Annotated in this window: 17 protein-coding genes; 13 read left to right on the top strand and 4 right to left on the bottom strand. The window is 63.5% G+C overall.

Annotation, left to right across the window (positions count from 1 at the left end; genetic code table 11):
- The first annotated feature begins 58 nt into the window (after window positions 1–58).
- Window positions 59–1,672, top strand: coding sequence for a GMC family oxidoreductase (locus tag M3484_RS05780; protein ID WP_249496124.1), 1,614 nt, complete (start codon window positions 59–61; stop codon window positions 1,670–1,672).
- Here M3484_RS05780 and pdxR read toward each other — a convergent pair.
- A complete protein-coding gene (pdxR, locus tag M3484_RS05775; RefSeq protein WP_249496123.1) occupies window positions 1,669–3,180 on the bottom strand; it encodes a MocR-like pyridoxine biosynthesis transcription factor PdxR in 1,512 nt (503 codons plus the stop codon). The genes M3484_RS05780 and pdxR overlap by 4 nt on opposite strands.
- Window positions 3,181–3,328: 148 nt before the next feature.
- Here pdxR and M3484_RS05770 point away from each other — a divergent pair, with 148 nt between their 5' ends.
- The 5 genes from M3484_RS05770 to M3484_RS05750 all read left to right on the top strand — a co-directional run bounded on the left by M3484_RS05770 (window position 3,329) and on the right by M3484_RS05750 (window position 8,574).
- Window positions 3,329–4,447 carry a mandelate racemase/muconate lactonizing enzyme family protein gene (locus M3484_RS05770; protein ID WP_249496122.1) on the top strand — a complete coding sequence of 373 codons (1,119 nt, stop codon included), beginning with the start codon at window positions 3,329–3,331 and terminating at the stop codon, window positions 4,445–4,447.
- 144 nt (window positions 4,448–4,591) lie between these two features.
- Complete coding sequence (locus tag M3484_RS05765) at window positions 4,592–5,680, top strand: extracellular solute-binding protein (RefSeq protein WP_092900491.1); 1,089 nt, start codon at window positions 4,592–4,594, stop codon at window positions 5,678–5,680.
- A gap of 73 nt (window positions 5,681–5,753) precedes the next feature.
- Entirely contained in the window at window positions 5,754–6,830 is a 1,077-nt protein-coding gene (locus tag M3484_RS05760; protein ID WP_249496121.1) for an ABC transporter ATP-binding protein, read from the top strand.
- 3 nt (window positions 6,831–6,833) lie between these two features.
- On the top strand, window positions 6,834–7,703 hold the full coding sequence (locus tag M3484_RS05755) for an ABC transporter permease (RefSeq protein WP_092900499.1): 870 nt from the start codon (window positions 6,834–6,836) through the stop codon (window positions 7,701–7,703).
- A gap of 4 nt (window positions 7,704–7,707) precedes the next feature.
- Window positions 7,708–8,574, top strand: coding sequence for an ABC transporter permease (locus M3484_RS05750; RefSeq protein ID WP_249496120.1), 867 nt, complete (start codon window positions 7,708–7,710; stop codon window positions 8,572–8,574).
- Between the two features lie 21 nt (window positions 8,575–8,595).
- Here the strand turns inward: M3484_RS05750 and M3484_RS05745 are convergent, their stop codons facing one another.
- Window positions 8,596–10,665, bottom strand: a complete 2,070-nt coding sequence (locus M3484_RS05745) for a bifunctional aldolase/short-chain dehydrogenase (protein ID WP_249496119.1) — start codon at window positions 10,663–10,665, stop codon at window positions 8,596–8,598.
- A 114-nt stretch (window positions 10,666–10,779) separates the two neighbouring features.
- Here M3484_RS05745 and M3484_RS05740 point away from each other — a divergent pair, with 114 nt between their 5' ends.
- The gene (locus tag M3484_RS05740) at window positions 10,780–11,754 is read left to right on the top strand and encodes a sugar-binding transcriptional regulator (RefSeq protein ID WP_249496118.1); all 975 of its coding nucleotides are present in this window, start codon (window positions 10,780–10,782) and stop codon (window positions 11,752–11,754) included.
- A gap of 20 nt (window positions 11,755–11,774) precedes the next feature.
- Here M3484_RS05740 and mtnA read toward each other — a convergent pair whose 3' ends face one another.
- Together mtnA and mtnK are read right to left on the bottom strand one after the other, a co-directional pair.
- A complete protein-coding gene (gene mtnA / locus M3484_RS05735) occupies window positions 11,775–12,881 on the bottom strand; it encodes an S-methyl-5-thioribose-1-phosphate isomerase (protein ID WP_249496117.1) in 1,107 nt (368 codons plus the stop codon).
- Window positions 12,878–14,155, bottom strand: a complete 1,278-nt coding sequence (gene mtnK / locus M3484_RS05730) for an S-methyl-5-thioribose kinase (RefSeq protein WP_249496116.1) — start codon at window positions 14,153–14,155, stop codon at window positions 12,878–12,880. The genes mtnA and mtnK overlap by 4 nt, the downstream gene beginning before the upstream one ends.
- Before the next feature lie 189 nt (window positions 14,156–14,344).
- On the opposite strand from mtnK, the gene M3484_RS05725 reads away from it, so the two are divergent.
- Genes M3484_RS05725 through M3484_RS05700 form a run of 6 tightly spaced genes read left to right on the top strand, consistent with a single transcriptional unit; the run spans window position 14,345 to window position 21,040 of the window.
- Complete coding sequence (locus M3484_RS05725) at window positions 14,345–15,853, top strand: sugar ABC transporter ATP-binding protein (protein ID WP_249496115.1); 1,509 nt, start codon at window positions 14,345–14,347, stop codon at window positions 15,851–15,853.
- Window positions 15,850–16,866, top strand: a complete 1,017-nt coding sequence (locus M3484_RS05720) for an ABC transporter permease (RefSeq protein ID WP_249496114.1) — start codon at window positions 15,850–15,852, stop codon at window positions 16,864–16,866. The genes M3484_RS05725 and M3484_RS05720 overlap by 4 nt, the downstream gene beginning before the upstream one ends.
- A 33-nt stretch (window positions 16,867–16,899) precedes the next feature.
- Window positions 16,900–17,937: a substrate-binding domain-containing protein gene (locus M3484_RS05715; RefSeq protein WP_249496113.1), complete on the top strand. Its 1,038-nt coding sequence runs from the start codon at window positions 16,900–16,902 to the stop codon at window positions 17,935–17,937.
- A gap of 51 nt (window positions 17,938–17,988) precedes the next feature.
- Window positions 17,989–18,918: a transketolase gene (locus M3484_RS05710; protein WP_249496112.1), complete on the top strand. Its 930-nt coding sequence runs from the start codon at window positions 17,989–17,991 to the stop codon at window positions 18,916–18,918.
- Window positions 18,919–18,920: 2 nt separating this feature from the next.
- Window positions 18,921–19,922, top strand: a complete 1,002-nt coding sequence (locus M3484_RS05705; protein WP_249496111.1) for a transketolase family protein — start codon at window positions 18,921–18,923, stop codon at window positions 19,920–19,922.
- Window positions 19,922–21,040: a RuBisCO large subunit C-terminal-like domain-containing protein gene (locus M3484_RS05700; protein WP_249496110.1), complete on the top strand. Its 1,119-nt coding sequence runs from the start codon at window positions 19,922–19,924 to the stop codon at window positions 21,038–21,040. Before M3484_RS05705 ends, M3484_RS05700 begins: the two co-directional genes overlap by 1 nt.
- Window positions 21,041–21,043 lie beyond the last annotated feature (3 nt).

Here is a 21,043-nt window from a genome sequence, read left to right as displayed (position 1 = left end):
TTTTCCTGAACCGCGCGGCAGGGGATAAGCCTCTGACCGGGATCTGAGCGGTGGGACCATGGCTGCGTTTGACTATATCATCATCGGGGCTGGATCGGCCGGCTCGGTTCTGGCGGAACGGCTGAGTGCCTCGGGCAGGTTCTCTGTCCTGGTTCTGGAGGCCGGCGGCAGTGACCGGCGGTTCATGATCCGGATGCCGGCCGGCTATGGCCACAGCTTTTACAATCCGAAGGTGAACTGGTGTTTCTGGACCGGCCCGCAAGCGGCGCTGGCCGGGCGGCAATCTTACTGGCCGCGCGGCAAGGTGCTGGGCGGGTCTTCCTCGATCAATGCGATGGTCTGGGTGCGTGGTCAGCACAGCGATTTCGACGACTGGCAGGCGCATGGCAATCCCGGCTGGGGCTGGGACGATGTGCTGCCGCATTTTCGCGCGATCGAGACCTGGGAGGGCGGCGAGGATGCCTGGCGCGGTGGTTCGGGCGGGGTGAAGGTCGGGGAAATGGGCGCTTCGGTCCATCCGCTCAGCCACGACTGGCTGGCGGCGGCGAAAAGCGCGGGGTTCAGTGAGACGCCGGATTACAATGGCGCGACGCAGGAAGGCGTCTCGATCTACCAGATCAGCGCGGCCAGGGGGCTGCGGTCTTCTGCGGCCACGGCCTTTCTGCATCCGGCGATGCGGCGCGCCAATCTGCGGGTCGAGACCGGTGCGCTTGTGAACCGCCTGACGATTTCGGAGGGGCGGGTTACGGGTGTTGAATACGCGCGGGATGGCCAGGTCATGACCGCCACGGCGCGGGCCGAGGTGATCCTGTCTGCGGGCGCAGTGCTGTCGCCGGTGATCCTGCAACGGTCCGGCCTCGGACCGGGGGCGCTGCTGCAAAGCCGGGATGTGGGCGTGATCCGCGACCTGCCGGCCATTGGCGCCAATCTTCAGGACCATCTGGGGATCGACTATCTCTTCCGCTCGAAAGTGCCGACGCTGAACACGCAGCTCAGGCCCTGGCTCGGGCGGGCGATGCTGGGGTTGCGATACCTGCTCTTGCGCGATGGGCCACTGGCGATTTCGGTCAACCAGGCGGGCGGCTTCGTCCGTTCGCGCCCCGGGCTCGACCGGGTGGATCAGCAGCTCTATTTCTCGCCGGTCAGCTATTCAAAGCCGACACCGGGCAGGCGTCGACTGACGCTGCCGGATCCGTTTCCGGGGTTTTTCATCGGTATCCAGCCCTGCCGGCCGCAAAGCCGTGGCCGGATCAGTCTGGCATCAACCGACCCGAATGCGCCGCCTGTGATCGAGCCGGATTACCTCTCTGCGCCGGGCGATATGGAGCAGATGCTTGACGGGGTGCGGCTGATCCGGCGCATTGCGGAACGCCCCGAGATCGCCCGCTATATCGAGGCCGAGATGCAGCCCGGCCCGGATATCAGGGATGAAGAGGCGCTGATCGCCGATATCCGCGCCCGCGCCGGCAGCGTGTTCCATGCCTGCGGGACCTGCCGGATGGGGCCGGATGACGGAACCAATGCGGTCGACCCGAAGCTGCGGCTTTACGGGATCGAAGGGCTGCGGGTGGTGGATGCCTCGGCCTTCCCGAATGTCACCTCCGGCAATATCAACGCGCCGGTGATCATGCTCGCCGACCGCGCCGCAGCGATGATCCTTGGGGACCGTTAACCGGTCCCAGCGGAGATCTGCGCTTCAAGCACCGAGGCGAGCACCCCGACCCCGCGCTGGATCGTGCGGGGCGGCACCGCCGTCACCCCCAGCACCAGCCCGGCGGGGCAGGGGTCAGGGCCAAAGCGAAAGCGGTCAAGGCCCGAGACGATAAGCCCCGCCGTCTCGCAGGCGCTGACCACGGCGGGCTCGGACAAAGCGGGATGCCGGAACGTGCCGATCCGGTGAAACCCTGCGGCGGGCGAGGCGCGCAGTTCCATCAGCCCGTTAAGCCGGGTCGCCGCAGCCTCGGCAAAGGCCATGTGGCGCGCGGCATAGATTTCGCGCATCCGGCGCAGATGGGTGGCGAAATGGCCCTCGGCGATAAAACGGGCCAGCACCGCCTGGCTGTCAGGCGAGACGCCTTGCAGGAAGGCGCGCGAGACATGCGAGAAGACATCGACCAGCGGCGGCGGTGCGATGTAAAAGCCCAGCCGCAGCGCGGGAAACAGGTTTTTGGAAAAGGTGCCGACATAGATCACCCGATCCGCACGGTCGGCGCTTTTCAGCGTCGGCAGCGGTCGCCCGTCATAGCGAAACTCGCCGTCGTAATCATCTTCGATGATCCAGCCGTCGCAGTCATAGGCGGCGCGCAACAGTGCCGCGCGCCGTGCAAGGCTCATCTCGGCCCCGGTCGGATGCTGATGCGAGGGCGTGACAAAGGCCAGCCGGAAAGCAGGCGCGCGGGCAAGGCCGGCGGCCACGTCAAGCCCCTCGTCATCGACCGGAACCGGAATCATGTCAGCCCCGCAGGCAATCAGGCTGTTGCGGGCACCAATGGCGCCGGGGTTCTCGAACCAGACCGGATCGCCGGGGTTCAACAGCACGCGGCCGATCACGTCAAAGGCCTGCTGGGCGCCTGCCGTGATGAAAATCTGTTCCGCCTCGCAGGCGATGCCGCGATTGGCGCGCAGGTGATCGGCAATGGCGCGGCGCAGATCGGGGTCGCCCTCGGGTTCGGCATAGCCAAGGATGCGGTTGCGCGACGATCTCCAGTGGCTGGCGGTCAGGCGCGCCCAGATCGCCAGCGGGAAACTGTCGAAATCGGGGAGGCCGGTGACAAAGGCGCGGGGCTGATGCGGATGTGGCAGGCGCTGGTGAAAGCGCTGCGAGGCAGTGTCGATGGCGGTTGAGAGCCGGGCCGTGCGGGCCTCCGGCGGCGGCTCGACCCCGATGATCCCCTGCGGCAGCCTTGCCCCGGCCTGGGCCGAAACGTAGGATCCCGACCCGGTTCGCGCCTCGATCAGCCCTTCGGATAAAAGCCGGTCATAGACCGCCACAGCCGTCGTGCGCGAAATATCGAGATCCCGGGCGAGGCTGCGGCTTGACGGCAGGCGCCGCCCGGGCGCGAGATCGCCCGCAAGGATCAGTCCGCGCAAAGCCGCACAGACCTGCAGGGTGATCGAGGCCGGCAGGCTGCGGTCGATGCGCAGACCGAAGAGCAACTCTCCAGATGAGCGTTTGACCAAATCCCTGTCCCTTCCTCCGGTCGCCCGGCTGTAACCGGCTTCCGACAATTTCGAAAGTGGACCTTATCCGACGCACCTGGCCCGGGGCAATCTTGTCGCCACAAAGAGGCCCGCTGCAAGAGGCCAGCCTTAAGAGAGGACCGACCCCGTGAAGATCACCCGTATCGAGACCTTTTCGTCGCGCTATATCGGTTTTGTCCGGATCACGGATGCCAGCGGCGCGACCGGCTGGGGCCAGGTTTCGACCTATAATTCCGACATCACCGCCCAGGTGCTGCACCGCCAGGTCGCGCCCTGGGTGCTGGGGGTGGAGTTTGACGATCTCGACGCGCTGACCGACAAAGTGTTCGAGCGCGAACATAAATTCCCCGGCTCGTATCTGAAGCGCGCCATTGGCGGGTTTGACACCGCGCTCTGGGATCTGCGCGGCAAAGAGGCCGGTCTGCCGGTCTGTTCGCTGATCGGTGGCAGCCCGGGGCCCTTGCGCTGCTACGCCTCATCGATGAAGCGCGATATCACGCCTGTGCAGGAGGCCGAGCGCTTCCGCCGCCTTCAGGGCGAGTTCGGCTTTGATGCCTTCAAGTTCCGTATCGCGGCCGAATATGGTCATGACATCGACGAATGGCCGGGCCGGACCGAGGAAATCATCCCGACGATCCGGAAGGCGCTCGGCCCGGATGCAGCGCTGCTGGTCGATGCCAATTCCGGCTTTTCGCCGCGCCGCGCGATCCAGGTTGCGGATATCCTTCTCGACAACGGGATCGAGCATTTCGAGGAACCCTGTCTTTACTGGGAACTGGACCAGACCGCCGAAGTCACCCGTGCGCTGGCGGAGAAACCCATCGCGGTCACCGGCGGTGAGCAGGATTGCGAGATGCCGGTCTGGCGGCAGATGATCACCGACCGCGTGGTCGATATCGTGCAGCCCGATATTCTTTATCTGGGCGGCATCAGCCGCACGCTCAGGGTCTGCGAAATGGCCCGCGCGGCCGGCCTGCCGGTCACGCCCCATGCCGCCAATCAGGGGCTGGTGACGCTGTTCACCATGCATCTTCTGCGCGCCATCGAAGGGGCGGGCAAATATCTCGAATTCTCGATCGAGGGGCCGGATTACTACCCCTGGCAATACGGGCTTTACACCGAAGACCCCTACCGGGTCGATGCGGGCCAGGTCACCATCAGCGACCGGCCGGGCTGGGGCGTCGAGATCGCGCCGGAATGGCTGGCGAAATCGGCCTGGCAGATGTCAGACATATCGGATCTCTGAGCCTGCGCCGCGGGCTGGCAAAAGCGGTCTCATGTTTCTTCGAAAGTGGACCTTAGCCCCTGTCACGCCGGGCCACATAGTCAGAGCTTATAAAATACGAGCGGGGTCATTGATGCCCCGCCGGATCAACATAGGGAGTGAACAATGACTGCCAGGACAACCCTGTTTGCACGGCTGCTTGCCGCGTCCGCCTGCGCCACCGCCCTTTGCATTGGCGCAGCCCAGGCCGAGACGCTGCGTCTCCTGACCTGGGGCGGCTATGCGCCTGACAATGTGATCGCGCTTTTTGAAAAGGAATATCCCGATATCAAGGTCGAGGTGACCCTTTCCAACAATGAGGAAATGGTTGCCAAGCTGCGCGCCACCGGCGGTGCGGGCTTTGATCTTGCGCAGCCCAGCCATGACCGCATCTTCGCGGCACAAAGCGAGTTCGAGATCTACAAGCCGCTGGATCTGTCGCAGATCGAGACCGGCAAGATGCAGGCCAACCTGCTGGAGGCCGTCAAAGCCAATACCACCATCGATGGCGCGGTCTACGGCGTGCCGCATCAATGGGGTACGTCCGGCCTTGTGGTCGATGTGACCAAAGCGGCGGATGTGAAGGACTGGTCCGATCTGTGCAAAGAGGAATATAAGGGCAAGACCTCGATGCGCCTGCGCCGGACGATCCTTCTCGGGATGGGCTTCTCGCTCGGCTATGACCCTTTCGCGCTTTACTCTGACACGGCGGCCTATAGCGAGATGCTCGACAAGGTGGCTGATAAGATGATCGCCTGTAAATCGGTGATCAAGACCTATTGGAATGGTGGCGACGACCTCTCGACGCTTCTGCTGTCGGGCGAGGTTGTGGCGTCTGAATCCTGGGATTCCACCGCGTTCAAGCTTTATGGCGAGAACCAGAACCTTGTTTATGTGCCGCCGGCTTCGGGCGCACTGACCTGGATCGACACCTTTGTGATCCCCGCCAAGGGTCGCGCCGATGACGCCGCCTATAAGTGGATCAATTTCGTGATGCGCCCCGAAATCGTGACCATCATGTCGGATTCGACCGGCGCGATTGCTGCGGTCGAGGGCGGGATCGAACTTCTGCCCGAGGCGAAGAAGGTTGCGGTCAAGCTGGCCTTTGACGATGCGGCCATCGCGAATATGAAATTCTTCGCCAATATCCCTCCGGGGCTGGAAGATATCGAAGGCAAGGTGCTGGAGCGTATCAAAGCCGCTTCGGGGAACTGAGCGACCCCTTATGACACCGGGACAGGCGTATCCCCGCCTGTCCCCGCCGCTACTTACCTTTGACGAGCCCCCTATGCATGATCTGGAATGTGTGAACCTGACCAGGGTTTTTGGTCGCCACAGGGCCGTGAATGACGTCTCTTTCACCGTGCCGCGCGGGTCTTTCTTTTCGATCCTCGGGCCATCGGGCTGTGGCAAGACCACACTGATGCGGATGATCGCGGGGTTCGAGACGCCGGATTCCGGCGATATCCGCATCAAAGGCAAATCGGTGCTGGAAGTGCCGCCGAACAGACGTTCGGTCAAGATGGTGTTCCAGCATCTGGCGCTGTTTCCGATGATGAATGTCGGCGAGAATATCGCTTATGGTCTGAAATGCCGGGGCGAGAGCCGTTCGGAAATCGCGCGCAAGGTCGCGGATGTGCTGGCGCGGATCGGGCTGCCGGGGGTGCAGGAGAAGCAGGTCGCGCAGCTTTCGGGCGGGCAAAAACAACGCATCGCCATCGCACGCTGCATGGTGCTGGAGCCGGATGTCCTTTTGCTCGATGAACCGCTTGGCGCACTGGATCTGAAACTGCGCGAGCAGATGAAGATCGAGCTGAAGCTCTTGCAGCATCAGTTCAACACGACCTTCCTCTATATCACCCATGATCAGTCCGAAGCGCTGGTGATGTCTGACAATGTCGCGGTGATGAATGCCGGTCGGTTCGAACAGATCGGCACTCCGAAAGAGCTTTATAACCAGCCGGGATCGGGCTTTGTCGCGGGCTTTGTGGGCGACACCAACCGCTGGGCGGGCCGGGTGACGGCGCTCAGCGGCGATGAGGCGCGGATCATGCTGGACGGCGGGCCGGAGATCATCGCCCGCCAGGGCGCGACCCTGGCCGCAGGCAGCCGCGTCGAGGTGTTTTTCCGCCCCGAGACGATTTCCCTCATACCTGTCGAAGGCGGCAACCAGCTTGCGGGTGAAATTGACAGCCTTTTGTTCAATGGCGCCAATTCGCGGATCCTGTTGCGCAGCTCGGGCCGGCTGATCGAGATCGCACAAAGCGTGATGGATGCGACCACCCCGGTTGCGCGCGGTGACAGCGTGACGGCCTTCTTCCGCTCTACACATGCGCTGGCCTTTCCGGCGCCAGAGGCGGGGTGAGGGATGAAAAGCTCTGACGCCAGCCGGTTGACGCTGATCCTGCTGTTCGCGCCCTTTGCGCTGTGGATCATCCTTCTGATCATCCTGCCGCAGATCGGTGTCGGCTGGCTCTCCTTGCGCGAAAAGCTGGGGCCGCGCGAATATGCGTTCGGTTTCGGCAATTACTTCGATTTCTTCCGCGAGCCGATCTACTGGAACACGCTGTTGCGCACCGCCTGGATCTCGGTTCTGGTCACGATCCTTGCGCTTTTCATCGGCTTTCCGGTCGCCTGGTATATCGCGAAAATCGCGCGGCAGCGGTCGCGCGCGGCCTTGTTCCTGATGTGCCTGATCCCGCTCTGGGTGTCGGATCTGGTACGCGCGTTCGGCTGGATCCTGTTGCTGCGCGAGACCGGGATCATCTCGGGCGCGCTGCAATGGGCGGGGCTGAGCTCGGGCCCGGTCGAGCTTTTGTATAACGACGTCACCGTCGTGATCGGCATGGTCTATACGGTGGTCCTGTTCATGATCGTGCCGCTGGTCTCGACGCTGGACGGGATGGACAATGCGCTGCTTGAGGCCGGTTACAATCTCGGCGGCAGCCGGATCACCGTGTTTCGCCGCATCGTCATTCCCTATGCAATGCCGGGAATCGTTGCGGGCTGCATCATCACCTTCATGCTTGCGGCGGGCAGCTATCTGACGCCGATCCTTCTGGGCGGCAAAAATTCCATGTGGTTCACCGAGCAGATCTACGAGCAATTCGTCACCCGCTATAACTGGGAATCCGGGGCGACATTCGGCGTGCTTTTGCTGGTCTTCACCTCGGGCGTGGTCTGGCTCGGGCTGCGGCTGACCGGGCAGAACCTTGCCTCGACCGTGGCGAAGGAGTGAGAGGATGAACGTCGCCGCCCCCCGTTCCGGTCTGATGCGTGGCCTTTATCTCGGCTATATGCTGGCGTTCTTCTTTTACCTCGCCGCGCCGCTGGTCGCTGCCGCGATCTTTGCCTTCAACGACTCGCAATTCCCGGCTTTGCCGTGGAAGGGCTTTACGCTCAATTGGTTTTTCGGCAGCGAAGAGCCGGTGATCGGTCTGTTCCATGACCGCCGTCTGATGGCTGGGCTGATCAATTCGCTCTGGATCGGGCTGATCGTCTCGGGCCTGGCAGTCGTGATCGGCACCTGCAACGCGTTTTTGTTCGAGCGGAAGAGCTTCCCCTTCAAAAACGTGCTTTACGTGCTGATGATCGTGCCGCTGGTGATCCCGGGCGTGATCCTCGGGATCTCGATCCTGGTGTTTTCCAGCATGATCGCGAATGGCGTCAGCGATGCCTTCTGGTGGGAATGGGATTTCCTGCGCCCGGGCGTATTGCTGGTGATTCTGGGGCAGCTTTCCTTCCTCGTGACGATCACCACGCTGGTGATCTCGGCCCGGCTGCGCAAATTCGACATCGCGCTGGAGGAGGCGGCGCTGAACCTTGGCGCCTCGCGCATCAGGGTGCTGGCGACGGTGACGCTGCCATACCTTACCCCGGCGCTGTTTTCCGGCTTTGTGGTGGCGTTTCTGGTCTCGTTCGAGAACTTCAACACCACCCTGATGCTGGTCGGCTCAGACGCGCCGCTGACGATCACCATGTATGACCGCATGGTCAAAGTCGGCTCGACGCCGGTCCTGAATGCTGTTTCGGTGTTTCTGATGGTCGGATCGGGGTTGCTGGCGCTGGCCAGTGTCTTCGCGCAGCGTCCGCGTCGCGGCGAGGGCTAGGCCCCGCCGCGCGCTTTCGCGTCAGCGCAAAGCCGCTTCGATATTGCCGCCATCCACCGTCATCACATGCGCAGTGGTGCGGGCCGACGCCGCCAGCGCGGTGAAGGCCTGCGCAACATGGCCCGCCTCGACCTCGCGGCCCAGCAGGTTGCCGCCCATATAGCTCGCCTCATCAAGACCACGCGCGGCGGAGCGCGCCGCGATCATCTCGCCGGTCAGAAGGCCCGACCGGATGCGGTCGGCATTGATCCCGTTCACGCGGATGCCCTCGGCCCCGAGTTCCAGCGCGAGCTGGCGCAAAAGGAAGAAGGTCGTTGCCTTGGGCAACCCATAAGCGCCGAAATTCCTGCCCGGGTTCACCGCCTGTTTCGAGACATTGATCAGGATCTGCCCGGCATCGCCCGCGCCGCGTGTGCCGCGCGCGGCGGTCTGGGCGCGGAACACCGCGACGGCGGCCTGGGCAAAGGCCTGATGCGCAAAGAAATTCAGCTCGAAACTCTGACGCAGCGTGTCGTCGGGCAGGGTCGCAGTCTCACCTGTGATCGCGGCACCTGCATTTGACACCAGGATATCGAGCCCGCCGAAGCGTGCCACACAGGCCTCAACCGCGACCTCTGCCGCGCCTTTTGCGGTGATGTCACCGCTGATGCCGCCATGATCGCGGCCAAGCGCCTTCAGGGCGGCGTCAAGCAGCGCCTCGTCGCGGTCGACAAGGAAGATCGCCGCGCCTTCCGCCGCGAAAGCCCGCGCGGTGGCAAGGCCAATCGCCCCCGCGCCGCCGGTGACCAGTACCACCTTGCCCTGAAAGCGCGGCGGCTTGCCCTTGCCGAGCTTGGCCTGTTCCAGCGACCAGTATTCCATCTCGAAAAGGTCACGTTCGCCGATCGGATAGAACCCGCCATGCCGCTCGCCATCCGCCATCACGCGGGTGGTCTGGCTGCCGATATCGCCGGCAATCCGCGCCGCTGCGGCAGTGGCGCCGATACCGACGACGCCTTCACCTTCGATCCATGCAAGGCCGGGCATCGGCGAGAGCATGGTCTTTGGTGTTGCGGCAAGCGGCGCCTGACGGTCGAAATAACGCGCGTAATCTGCAGCGAAATCGGTCACCGCCTGGCGCAGCGCCTCTGGCCCGCCTGCGAGGATCTCACGGGTGATCACCAGCGGATGACCCTTGGTGCGGATCACGTGATCCGGGGTCGCCACACCGCGTTTCGCAAGTGCCACCAGGTCGTCGCGCAGAGTAAAGGCGCGGGCCGCATCATCGGCGCGCAGATCAAGGACCGGCAGGCCTGCCGCCTCGGGCAGGCAAGAGGCCAGCGCGCCGCGCAGCGATGCCAGCGTCTGCGCCAGTTGCGGCGGCGGCAAAGCGGCACCCGGATAGACCGGGCCGGGGCGGCGCTGCGCGAGCCAGGCCTCGACCTCGTTCGTATGCGAGATCAGCCGGTCGTAAGAGGCTTTCGCCCCGGGGCCCCAAGTGAAGTGGCCGTGATTGATCAGCAAAAGCCCTTCGGCCTCGGGATTGCGGTCATAGGCATCTGCCGCTGCTTTCGCGAGCGCAAAGCCCGGCATGATATAGGGCAGAAGTGTCAGCCGGTCGCCGAAGATCTCGCGCGTGGCGGCTTCGACCTCGGGCAGGTTCGCCAGCGTCAGGAAGGCGGTTGCATGGGTATGATCGACATATTTATGCGGGATCCAGGCATGGAGCAGCGTTTCGACCGACGGATTGGGGCCGGTGCTGTCCAGAAGATTGGCGCGCTGGACATCGACCATCGCTTCGTCCGACAGCGCAGCCAGTCCGCGCAGCCGTGCAAGGGGCGCCATGCGCACAGCGGGCAGACCTGCGGCCTGGATGGTCTCCAGATCCCAGCCCGAGCCCTTCACATGCAGCACATCAACCGTGTCGCCGTAAACATCGACGGCCTGCGCCTTCATCGAAGTATTGCCGCCGCCATGCATCACCATATCCGGGTCGCGTCCGATGATGCGCGAGGAATAGACCCTGAGCGCAAGTTCCCGCGCCGCCGCGTCAGACCCCGCCGCCTCCTGCAATGCCCGCGCCTCGGTCTCATTCCAGAGATTCGTTCTCATTTGCACCCTCCCCGGTGGATCCCTAAAAGCAGCCTGTCCAAAGGCAATTGCACGATCATCCGGCATTGTCTACAAATGTCAAATATACCTGTCAAACGTTGAATGAGGCCAGAGGTGAACAACACAGCCAGGCGGCGCACAATCGGCCAGGTCAGCGGCGAGAATGCCGTGATCGAGGTTGCCTGGCTCTATTATCACGAGGGGCTGAACCAGAAGGACATTGCTGAAACGCTGGGGATTTCGCGCGCGACAGTGGTGAATTACCTGCAGGAGGCGCGCGAGCGCGAACTGATCCGCATCACCCTGGCGGCGCCTGCTTTCACCACGCATCGGCTGGCTTCGGATCTCTGCCGCCGCTTCGGGCTGAAAGCGGCCTATGTGGTGCCCGATGAGGGCGCGAGCGTCGAGGACGCCTTTCGCCGGGTGGTGAAGGGCGCGGCGCTCTGGCTGCCGGACCTGCTGGCGCCGGGTGACAATCTGGGCGTGGCCTGGGGGCGCACCGTCTATGATCTTGCAGAGGCGCTGGAGATAACCCGCACTGAAGACATGACCGTCTTGCAGCTGGTCGGTTCTATGGCCACGCCTTACGGCTTTACCGCCGAGGCCTGCTCGACACGGCTGGCGCAAAGGCTGGGGGCGCGCTGCCTCAACCTCCATGCCCCCGCGATCCTGTCGAGCGCTGATCTCGCCCGCGCGCTCCGGGCCGAGCCGATCCTGCGGGTACAGCTCGATGAGATCGAAAAGCTGAACAAGCTCCTGTTCTCGGTCGGCACCGCGAGCGAGGACAGCCATATCGTGTCGAGCGGCCTCGCCACGACGGAGGACCTGGCGCATTACACCGGCAATGGTGCGGTGGGGGTGATCTGCGGTCGGTTCGTCGATGCGGCAGGCCGCGCGATCCCCGGCCCGATGGAAGACCGCATGATCGGCATCCCGCTTGAACGCCTGACCGGGCTTGAGATGGGCATCCTGGTGACGCCGGGCCATGACAAGGTTGAGGCGACGATGGCCGCGATCCGGGGCGGCTATGCCACCCATCTCGTCACCGGCCTTACCGTGGCCGAGGCTTTGCTGGCGCAGGATCTGTAACCCCCGCGCCAGCCTCATTTTCAGCGTTTCAGCGCGGCGGATTTCAGATCGCCGAACATTGCCTCCATCGCGGCCGCATCGGCGGCGACCACGCCGCGCTCGGTGATCAGCCCGGTGACCAGCGCTGCCGGTGTCACGTCAAAGGCCGGATTGCGGCCGCCGGTGCCATCTGGGCTGATCTGCACCTGGATGATCCTGCCCGAGGCGTCCTTGCCCTGAACATGGGTGACCTCGGTATCGGAACGCTCCTCAATCGGGATTTCTTTCACGCCGTCGACAACCGTCCAGTCGATGGTCGGCGAAGGCAGGGCCACATAAAACGGCACGCCATTGGCCTTTGCAGCCAGCGCTTTCAGGTAGGTGCCGATCTTGTTGCAGACATCGCCCTGGGCCGTGGTGCGGTCGGTGCCGACGATCACCAGATCGACCTCGCCATGCTGCATCAGATGGCCACCGGCATTGTCGACGATCAGATCATGGCTGACGCCCGCCGAGTTCAGCTCCCATGCGGTCAGCTGTGCGCCCTGGTTGCGGGGGCGGGTCTCATCGACAAAAACATGCACCGGAATGCCGGCCTCGACCGCGTGATAGATCGGCGAGGTTGCAGTGCCCCAGTCGACCGTTGCGGGCCAGCCCGCGTTGCAATGGGTCAGGATATTGACGGTCTGCCCAGGTTTCCTGGCTGCGATCTCGCGGATCAGCGCGAGGCCGTGCTCGCCGATGCGGCGGTTGATTTCGACATCTTCATCCGCGATCTCATCGGCGCGTTTCGCCGCCGCCGCCGCGCGTTCCCCGGCAGGCAGCGGGCGCAACACGCGGTCCATCTCATCCAGCGCCCAACGCAGGTTGATCGCTGTGGGCCGCGTCTCATGCAGCACTTCCCAGGTCTCGGTGAGCGACGCATCCGAAGGGTCGCGCGCCATCTGATCGGCCACGCCGTAAGCCGCCGTGGCCCCGATCAGCGGGGCGCCACGTACCCACATATCGCGGATCGCGACGGCATATTCGTCGCGCGTGGTCAGCGGCACGATGCGCAATTCATGCGGCAGCCAGCGCTGGTCGATGATCATCACCTGACCTGACGCCTCGCGCCAGATGGAGCGGTAGGGTTTGCCATTGATCTTCACAGGTGGTTCTCCAGGCTGATGCGCCGCGCGAGGTCAAGCACGGCAGGAATTCCGGTAAGGCCATTGCGGCCATGGATCAGTGCGGTTCCAAGCGCGAGGGCACGGGCCTCGCAGCCGGCGCGGGTGGGCGCATCGCTGATGCGTTCGAAATCGGCGTTATGGGCAAGACCAAGGATGCGGCGATGCATCTCGACCCCGCAGAAGCCAAGTGCATCGCGCCAGATCATGCCAAGCCGTTCCGCCCGCGCGATCTCGCCGGCGAGGCCGTGGCCCTGATCCTCATACAGCGTTGCCTGATAAAGGATGCCGGTGCGTTCCTCGCGCCAGAGCCGGGTGAATTCGGCTTCGAACGAGGTCCAGACCGCGGCGGTGACCGACAGCAGCCAGTCCTGGTAGCCGGCCCGCGCGCCCGCGCTGGTCTCGTGGCCGGGCTGCGACATATAGGCCATCAGAAAGTTGGAAATCAGCATGCCGACATCAAAGCCAATCGGGCCATAAGTGGCGAATTCCGGATCAATGACACGGATATCGTCATCAGACACCATGATCGATCCGGTATGGAGATCGCCGTGCAGCATGGTCTCGGCCTGCGAGGTGAAGCCCATCTTCAGATGCTGCGCGGCGACTTTCAGGACCATATCGGCCTGGATGCGGGCAATGGCGCCTTCCAGCCCCGGTGTATGGTGGTTCAGCTTTGCGTTGAAATAGGGGTCGGAAAAGACAAGGTTTTCCGTGATGTCGCAAAGTTCGACATTGCCCGCGAACAGCGCCATATCGGCCTTTTTCGCGGCCGGGGTCATCGACAGATCCGATCCCCGGAACAGCGTGCGCGCGCAGAAATCGCCCAGCCTTTCACCAAGGCCGTTATAGCGTTTTCCTGCGATCAGCCCGTGGCGCAGGATGATATGCGGCGTCAGGAATTCCATCACGACAATGGCCTGCGCCTCGTCGAAATGCCAGACCTCCGGCACTGCGCCCGGGTCACGCGCTTCCTGGCGGGTCAGCGCGTTATATTCAAAGAAGCTGCGTTTCAGCGGCAGGGGCCAGGATTCGCCCACCAGCCGCACATAGGGCAGCGCCTGTTTCACAATCGCCGCACCCGCCGCGCCGCGCAGGATGAAAACGAGGTTCAGGTTGCCATCGCCGACCTCTTCGACCTGCCAGCTGTCGGCAGGGCCGACGCGGCTGGTCAAAAGGCTCAGTCCGCCCAGACGGGACGGCAATGTGCTGGGGGTCAGCGCCTCATATTGCGACGCAGTGTCTGACGGAATCACGGCTTTCTCCTCCCGCAGGTGACATGCCAGAGCTGGCCCGGCCCACCAAATCTTGCCCTCCGGAATGCGGATTCCTCCTCCCGCATCCCGGGGTTCCGGCTAAGGATTTCCATTCTTGCGGCATTTGTCAAACGTTATTGACATTTGAATAACCGAGACGCTAGCCTCGGGTCGGGAGAGGAGACCATCGTGCCGCAGGACGCCATCGTTATCACGGGGCTGACCCGTTCTTTTGCGCGCAATCATGTGCTCCGGGGGGTCAATCTGACCCTGCCGGCCGGCAAAGTGACAGTGTTGATGGGGGCGAACGGGGCGGGGAAATCCACTCTGGTCAAGATCCTCTGCGGGGTGCAGCGCCGCGATACCGGCGAGATCACGCTGGATGGCCAGCCCTTTGATCCGCCCGATCCGGCCAGTGCTTTGCGCGCCGGGGTGGTGACCGTGCATCAGAACATCAATGACGGGGTGGCACCTGATCTCGACGTGGCCTCGAACCTCCTGCTCGACGAGCTGGCGGCGGGTTCATCATTCTTCCTCAACGGGCGTCGGATGCGCGCGGAGGCAAGGCGGATTGCCGGCGCCGTGGGGCTGGATGTCGATGTGACACGCCCGGTGCGCGAGCTGAGCCTTGCAGACCGGCAGCTGGTTTCCATCGCGCGCGCCATGTCACATCGCCCCCGGCTTCTGATCCTGGACGAGCCGACTTCGTCACTTTCGGCAACTGAAACAGAACGGTTGTTCATTTTGATCGACCGACTGAGGGCCGAGGGGGTGGCAATCCTTTATATCTCGCATCGCATGTCCGATATCCGTCGCCTCGCCGACCGGATTGTCTCGATGCGGGACGGGCAGATTTCCGGCCAGTTCGAGGGCGAGACCCTGGATTATGCCGGTGCGGTACGCGCCATGCTGGGTCATGAGATCACCGAAGTCGATATCGACATTCCGCCTCAGGGCCGGGCGGTGATTGAGGCGCGTGCACTGCGGCTGCGCCCTGATGCGGTGCCGTTCGATCTGAGTCTGCATGAAAATGAGGTCGTGGCGATCACCGGCCTTGTCGGGTCGGGGAAATCCCTGCTGGCCGAGGTGCTTTTTGGCGTCTCGCGCGCCGAGGGCGGCATGATCGGCCTGGACGGCACCCCGTATACGCCGAAAAATCCGGGCGCAGCGGTGCAGGCGGGAGTGTTTCTTTCGGCGAAGGACCGGCTGCTGAATGCGGTGATCCCGGAATTCGACATCACCCGCAATATGGTGCTGCCATTCCTGTCGCGTCATACCGGGCTGCTGGCACTGCTGCGCCCCGGGTCCGAGCGCGCCACCGCAACCAGGATGATCGGCGAGATGGGCGTCGTGTGTCAGAGCCCGAAAGACGGGATCCTCACGCTGTCGGGCGGCAATCAGCAAAAGGTTGTCGTCGCGCGCTGGCTGGCCGAGGCCTCGCGCCTTCTGATCCTTGATGAGCCCTTCCAGGGCGTCGACATCCAGGCCCGCCGCGACATCGGCCGCCATATCCGTGCCAGCGCCTCTGGCCGCGCCACTTTGGTTCTGTGTGCCGAGATCGACGAGGCGCTGGAAGTGGCCGACCGCATCCTTGTCATGAGCGAGCATTCGATCATCGGCACCCACCGCAATCAGAATATCGACCTCGGCCTGGTGATGGCGCAGGTCACCGAATCCGCCGCAGGACATGTCGCATGAAAAAAGACTTCAATCTGACCGATTTCGCGATCCGCTACGGGTTCCTGATCCTGATGGCGGGGCTGGTGATCGGCTTTTCCGTCGCGCAACCGGCCTTCCTGACCGCACGCAGCGGCGTGTTCATCCTGCAATCGGTGGCGATCACCGGTATCCTGGCGCTTGGCGTGACCGCCACGCTGGTGGTCGGGGGGTTCGATCTTTCCATCGGGGCGGTGGCGACCTCGTCGCTGATGCTATCGGCCTATACGATGGTGATCTGGGATCTCGGCGCGGTCGAGGCGGTGGTGTTCTGCCTGGCGATGGGGGCCTTCGTGGGCCTGGTCAACGGATTGCTGATCGTCAAAATGCGGGTGCCGGATCTTCTGGCGACGCTTGGGATGATGTTCCTGCTGATGGGGTTGCAGCGTATCCCGACGGAAGGAAATTCCATCTCGACCGGCATGTCGCTGCCCGGAGGCGGCACCGCGACCGGCACATTCTCGCCCGGCTTTCTGATGCTGGGGCGGCACCGGCTCGATTTCATCCTTGAGGATCTGGTGCCGCTTTCTGTGGTGTTCCTGATCGTGATCGCGTTTCTGGTCTGGGGGTTTCTCGAACTCACGCGCCATGGCCGCGTCATGTATGCGATCGGGTCGAACGCAAAAGCGGCGAGCCTTGCCGGCATCAACGTGAATTTCTACCGCATTCTGGCCTATGTGATCTCAGGCACGCTGGCGTCTTTTGGCGGCATCCTGCTGGCGGCGCGGCTGGGGCGGGGTGATGTCGCTTCGGGCAATAATCTCTTGCTCGATGCGGTTGCCGCAGCGCTGATCGGCTTTGCCGTGCTGGGCGCCGCGAAACCCAATGCCTTTGGCACAGCCATCGGCGCACTGTTTGTCGGCATCCTGTTGCAGGGGCTGACCATGCTGAACGCACCTTATTACACGCAGGATTTCATCAAGGGCGCTGTTCTCGTTGTCGCCCTCGTCTTTACTTTCGCGCTTTCCGGTCGGGGAGGCCGGGCGCGCGGCTGAGCAAAACGGATAACAGAGAAGAGGGAGGAAACCATGTTCTCAAGACGGGTGTTTGTGGGCCTGATGGGCGGTATTGCCCTGATCCCGGGCCTCGCTATCGCGCAGGATGCTCCGGCGCCATTCGACAAGCCCGCCGATGTAAAGATCGCGCTGGTGCGCTATCTGTCGACCGGCGATTTCTTTCAGGCCTATCTTTCCGGCGTGGAAAAGCAGTCAGAGGCCCTCGGCGTCAGCCTCCAGGTCTTCGACTCGCGCCAGGATGCGGCTTTGCAGGCCGATATGGTCGATCAGGCCATCGCGCTGGGCGTTGATGGCATCATCATCCAGCACGGTCTGACCGAGTCGATGAAGGAAGCCGCGCAACGCGCCGTCGATGCCGGCATCAAGGTTGTAGCTTTCGACGTGAATGTCGAAAATGCCGCCATCCCGCAGGTCGAACAGTCTGACCGCGACCTGGCCCGCCTGGCGCTGGAACAGGCGATCAAGGATCAGGGCGAGACCTGGACCGCAGGTTACGTCTATGTCCCCGGCATCGCGCCGCTTGATCGCCGTGATGAGACCTGGAAAGAGTTCAAGGCGAAATATCCGGGCATCACCGAGAAAGCGATGTTCGGCACAATGGACAACCCGATTGCCAATTCGGTCGCGAACCAGGCGCGGTCAGTCCTTTCCGCGAACCCGGATATCCAGGTCGTTTTCGCCCCCTATGACGAGTTCGCCAAGGGCGTGAAAATCGCCGTGGACGAGGCCGGCATGGGCCAGGATGTCGCGATCTATTCGGCTGACGTCTCGACCGCAGATATTGCCCTGATGCGCGAAGACGGGTCGAGCTGGAAGGCGACTGCCGCGACCAACCCCGCCGTGGTGGGCGAGGTCTCGGTGCGTACCCTCGCGCAGCTTCTTGCCGGTGAGACCGTCGCGGCCCAGGTCATCGTGCCGCCGACCCTGATCACCCAGGCCGATCTGAACGAGCTCGACATCTCGAATATGGAAGAGCTGGGCGCGAAAATGCCGGCTTTCGTCCATGCCGAAGTGTCGGTGAGCCCCTGGATGAAGCTCCCCGCACGTTGATCTGACCGGGGCCGGCCTGTCCGGCCCCGATTTTCCGCGATGAGGCCACAAATGCAAAACTCCCGTACCACCGAAGAGGTGGCCCATGGCATCCGCTGCCGCGTGTTCGAACATTCGATGCGCAACAATGGCGGCTATCTGAGCCAGGCCTGTTCCGCCGCCGAGCAACTGGCGTTTCTGTATAATGAGGCGCTGAATCTCGGCCCCTCGACCATGCCGATGGTGCCGCCGCCCTTTGGCGGGGTGCCCTCGGCCGCGAACCATGATTACCGCACCGGCGCAGGCTATAACGGCCCGTTCGACGCGGTGCATGACCGGCTGTTCATCGCACCCGCGCATTACGCATTGGTGGCTTACGCCTGCCTGATCGAGACCGGCCGTATGACCCCCGAAGGGCTAGAAATGTTCAACCAGGATGGATCCTCGGTCGAGATGATCGGCGCCGAACATTCCCCGGGGATGGAGGTGCATAATGGTACTCTCGGCATCGGGCTTTCGACCGGCGCGGGCCTTGCCTGGGGCCGCAAGCGGCGGGGCGAGACCGGCGAGGTCTGTGTCTATATGTCGGATGGCGAGGTTCAGGAGGGCCAGACCTGGGAGGCGGTGCAGGCAGCCTCCCATCACGGCATCGACAATCTCTGGGCGCTGATGGACGTGAACCGCCAGCAATGCGACGGCGCGATGGATTCGGTGATGACGGTGGGCGATATCGCCACCAAATTCCGCAATTTCGGCGCGGTGGTGGCCGAAGTTGATGCCCATGACCTGACGGCACTGCGTCAGGCCAAAGCCACGCCGCATGAAGGCCGGCCGCTGATCATCCTTGCCCATTCCAGCCCGACAAAAGGCATGGAATTCCTGATGAAGCGCTTCCCGCGCCTGCATTACGTGCGGTTCAAATCTGACGAGGAACGCCGCGAGATGAACATCGCCATAGCCGCAGAGCTTGGCATTGCACCTGTCGACCTGGGAGGGCACTGAAGATGGAAATGGTGAACCGCCCCTATGCGAAGGCGTTTGAAGATTACGCCGTGCAGCACCCCGAGGTGCTGTGCCTTTCCGCCGACCTGACCTCAAGCTGCGAGATCGACGGCTTTCGTGATCGCCACCCGAATCAGTTCCTGTCGCTTGGCATGGCAGAACAGAACATGCTGTCTTTCGCCGGCGGGCTTGGCCTCGCGGGCTTCCGGCCTTTCCTGCATTCCTTCGGCGTGTTCCTGTATCGCAGGCCCTATGACCAGCTGATGGCCTCCATCGCCTATCCGCGCCGCCAGGTGCGGCTGATGGGGTTCCTGCCCGGCATCACCACTCCGGGCGGCATGACGCATCAGGCAATCGAAGACATTTCGGTGATGCGCACGATCCCGAACATGACCGTGCTGGAGGCCGGTGACGCGAGTGAGGTCGAGAGCATCGTCGCCGCCGCCGACAGTGTCGATGGCCCGGTCTATTGCCGCATCCTGCGCGGCGCGGTGCCGCGGCTTTTTGATACCCCGTTGGAAATCGGCAAGATCCGCGTTCTTGCGGAAGGCACCGATGTGCTGATCGTTACCACAGGGATCACTACCGAAGAAGCGATCCGGGCAAGGGGCGCGCTGGACCGGGCGGGGGTTTCGGTGCGTCACCTGCATCTGAACACCCTGAAACCCTTTGATGCCGCGACGATCATTGGCCATGCAGAACAGGTCAAACATGGTGTCATCACGCTGGAAAACCATCTGGTGACCGGCGGTATCGGCTCGATGGTGGCCGAGGCGCTGGCAGAGGCCGGGCTTTCGCGCCGCCTGATCCGGCTGGGGCTGCAGGACACCTATGCCCATGGCGGCTCGCGCCCCTATCTCATGCGCTATTACGGGATGGATGCGCTGAGCCTTGTTCGCGCGGTCGAACGCCTGACCGGGCAGCAGACCGGCATTGACGAAGATGCGCTTGGTGCGGTCCGGGTCGAGGCGGTGCATTCGGTGGTCAAGGCCGAGGCGCTTTGATGCGCTTCACCGTCACCTACCGCATCCGCGCCGGTGATCTGGCCGAAGCCCGCGCCCGCGCGGATGCAATCGCGCTGGAACAGACGGTCGAGATCCCGCGCGCGGTGGTGCCGCCGGGCTATATCGAAGACGAGATCCTCGGCCGGGTTGAAGAGACCGGCACGCTGTCGGACGGCGTCTTTCAGGCGAAAATCTCTTACTCGCCCGACAGCGCCGGGGAGGAGTTCAGCCAGTTCCTGAATGTGGTTTTCGGCAATTCCTCGATCCAGCAGGGGATCCGGGTGACCGGAGTTGAGCCGGGTGAGACGATGCTGGCGCGCTTTCCAGGCCCGCGTTTCGGCATCAAAGGCATCCGGGCGCGCTGCGGTCGCGCAACAGGCGGAATGATTGCGCCGGTGCTGAAGCCGATGGGCCAGCCACCCGCGGCCTTTGCCGCGCTGGCTGCAGGCGCGGTGCGCGGTGGGGCTGACATCATCAAGGAGGATCACGGGCTTGCGGGTCAGGATGCTGCGCCGTTCGAGGCCCGCGTCGAGGCCGTTGCGAAGGCCGTGGCCGTGGCCAATGCCGAATATGGGCGCAATGCGATCTATATCCCGAACCTCTCTGGCCCGGCGGACCAGATCGAGGCCCGGCTGCGCTTTGCCCGGGATGCCGGAGCGGGCGGTGTCATTGTGATGCCGGGGCTTCTGGGATTCGGCATGGTGCATCGCATCGCGCAGGACGCGGGCCTTGACCTGCCGGTGATGACGCATCCGTCTTTCTTGGGCCCCTGGGTGCTGAACCCCGATACGGGCATGGATCACGGTGTGGTCTTCGGCACGCTTCCAAGGCTTGCGGGGGCGGATATCTCGGTTTTCCCGAATGTCGGCGGGCGGTTTGGCTTCTCGGCAGCGGATTGTCTGCAAATCGCAAAGGCCTGCCGCGCGCCTGGCGGGCCTGGGACGGCGATGCTGCCCAGCCCCGGTGGCGGGATGAGTGTGGAACGCGCCGCTGACATGGTGCGGATGTATGGCCAGGATGTCGTCTATCTGCTGGGCGGCAGCCTGCTGGCCGATCCGCCGAACATCCATCTTGCCGTGGGCGCGATGCGCAAGGCGGTGGATGCGGCGGAGAGCTGAGGC

It is taken from the genome of Pseudomonas sp. GX19020 (assembly GCF_023371075.1).
Taxonomy (GTDB): Bacteria; Pseudomonadota; Alphaproteobacteria; order Rhodobacterales; family Rhodobacteraceae; genus Pseudogemmobacter.
The sequence above is the reverse complement of the archived record's forward strand: the minus strand, read 5'-3'. Positions and strand labels throughout refer to the sequence as shown.

Coding starts and splice junctions, on each gene's coding strand:
- M3484_RS05780 (WP_249496124.1), top strand. CDS start 59: ATGGCTGCGTTTGACTATATCATCATCGGGGCTGGATCGGCCGGCTCG.
- M3484_RS05765 (WP_092900491.1), top strand. CDS start 4,592: ATGACTGCCAGGACAACCCTGTTTGCACGGCTGCTTGCCGCGTCCGCC.
- M3484_RS05760 (WP_249496121.1), top strand. CDS start 5,754: ATGCATGATCTGGAATGTGTGAACCTGACCAGGGTTTTTGGTCGCCAC.
- M3484_RS05755 (WP_092900499.1), top strand. CDS start 6,834: ATGAAAAGCTCTGACGCCAGCCGGTTGACGCTGATCCTGCTGTTCGCG.
- M3484_RS05750 (WP_249496120.1), top strand. CDS start 7,708: ATGAACGTCGCCGCCCCCCGTTCCGGTCTGATGCGTGGCCTTTATCTC.
- M3484_RS05745 (WP_249496119.1), bottom strand. CDS start 10,665: ATGAGAACGAATCTCTGGAATGAGACCGAGGCGCGGGCATTGCAGGAG.
- M3484_RS05720 (WP_249496114.1), top strand. CDS start 15,850: ATGAAAAAAGACTTCAATCTGACCGATTTCGCGATCCGCTACGGGTTC.
- M3484_RS05715 (WP_249496113.1), top strand. CDS start 16,900: ATGTTCTCAAGACGGGTGTTTGTGGGCCTGATGGGCGGTATTGCCCTG.
- M3484_RS05710 (WP_249496112.1), top strand. CDS start 17,989: ATGCAAAACTCCCGTACCACCGAAGAGGTGGCCCATGGCATCCGCTGC.
- M3484_RS05705 (WP_249496111.1), top strand. CDS start 18,921: ATGGAAATGGTGAACCGCCCCTATGCGAAGGCGTTTGAAGATTACGCC.
- M3484_RS05700 (WP_249496110.1), top strand. CDS start 19,922: ATGCGCTTCACCGTCACCTACCGCATCCGCGCCGGTGATCTGGCCGAA.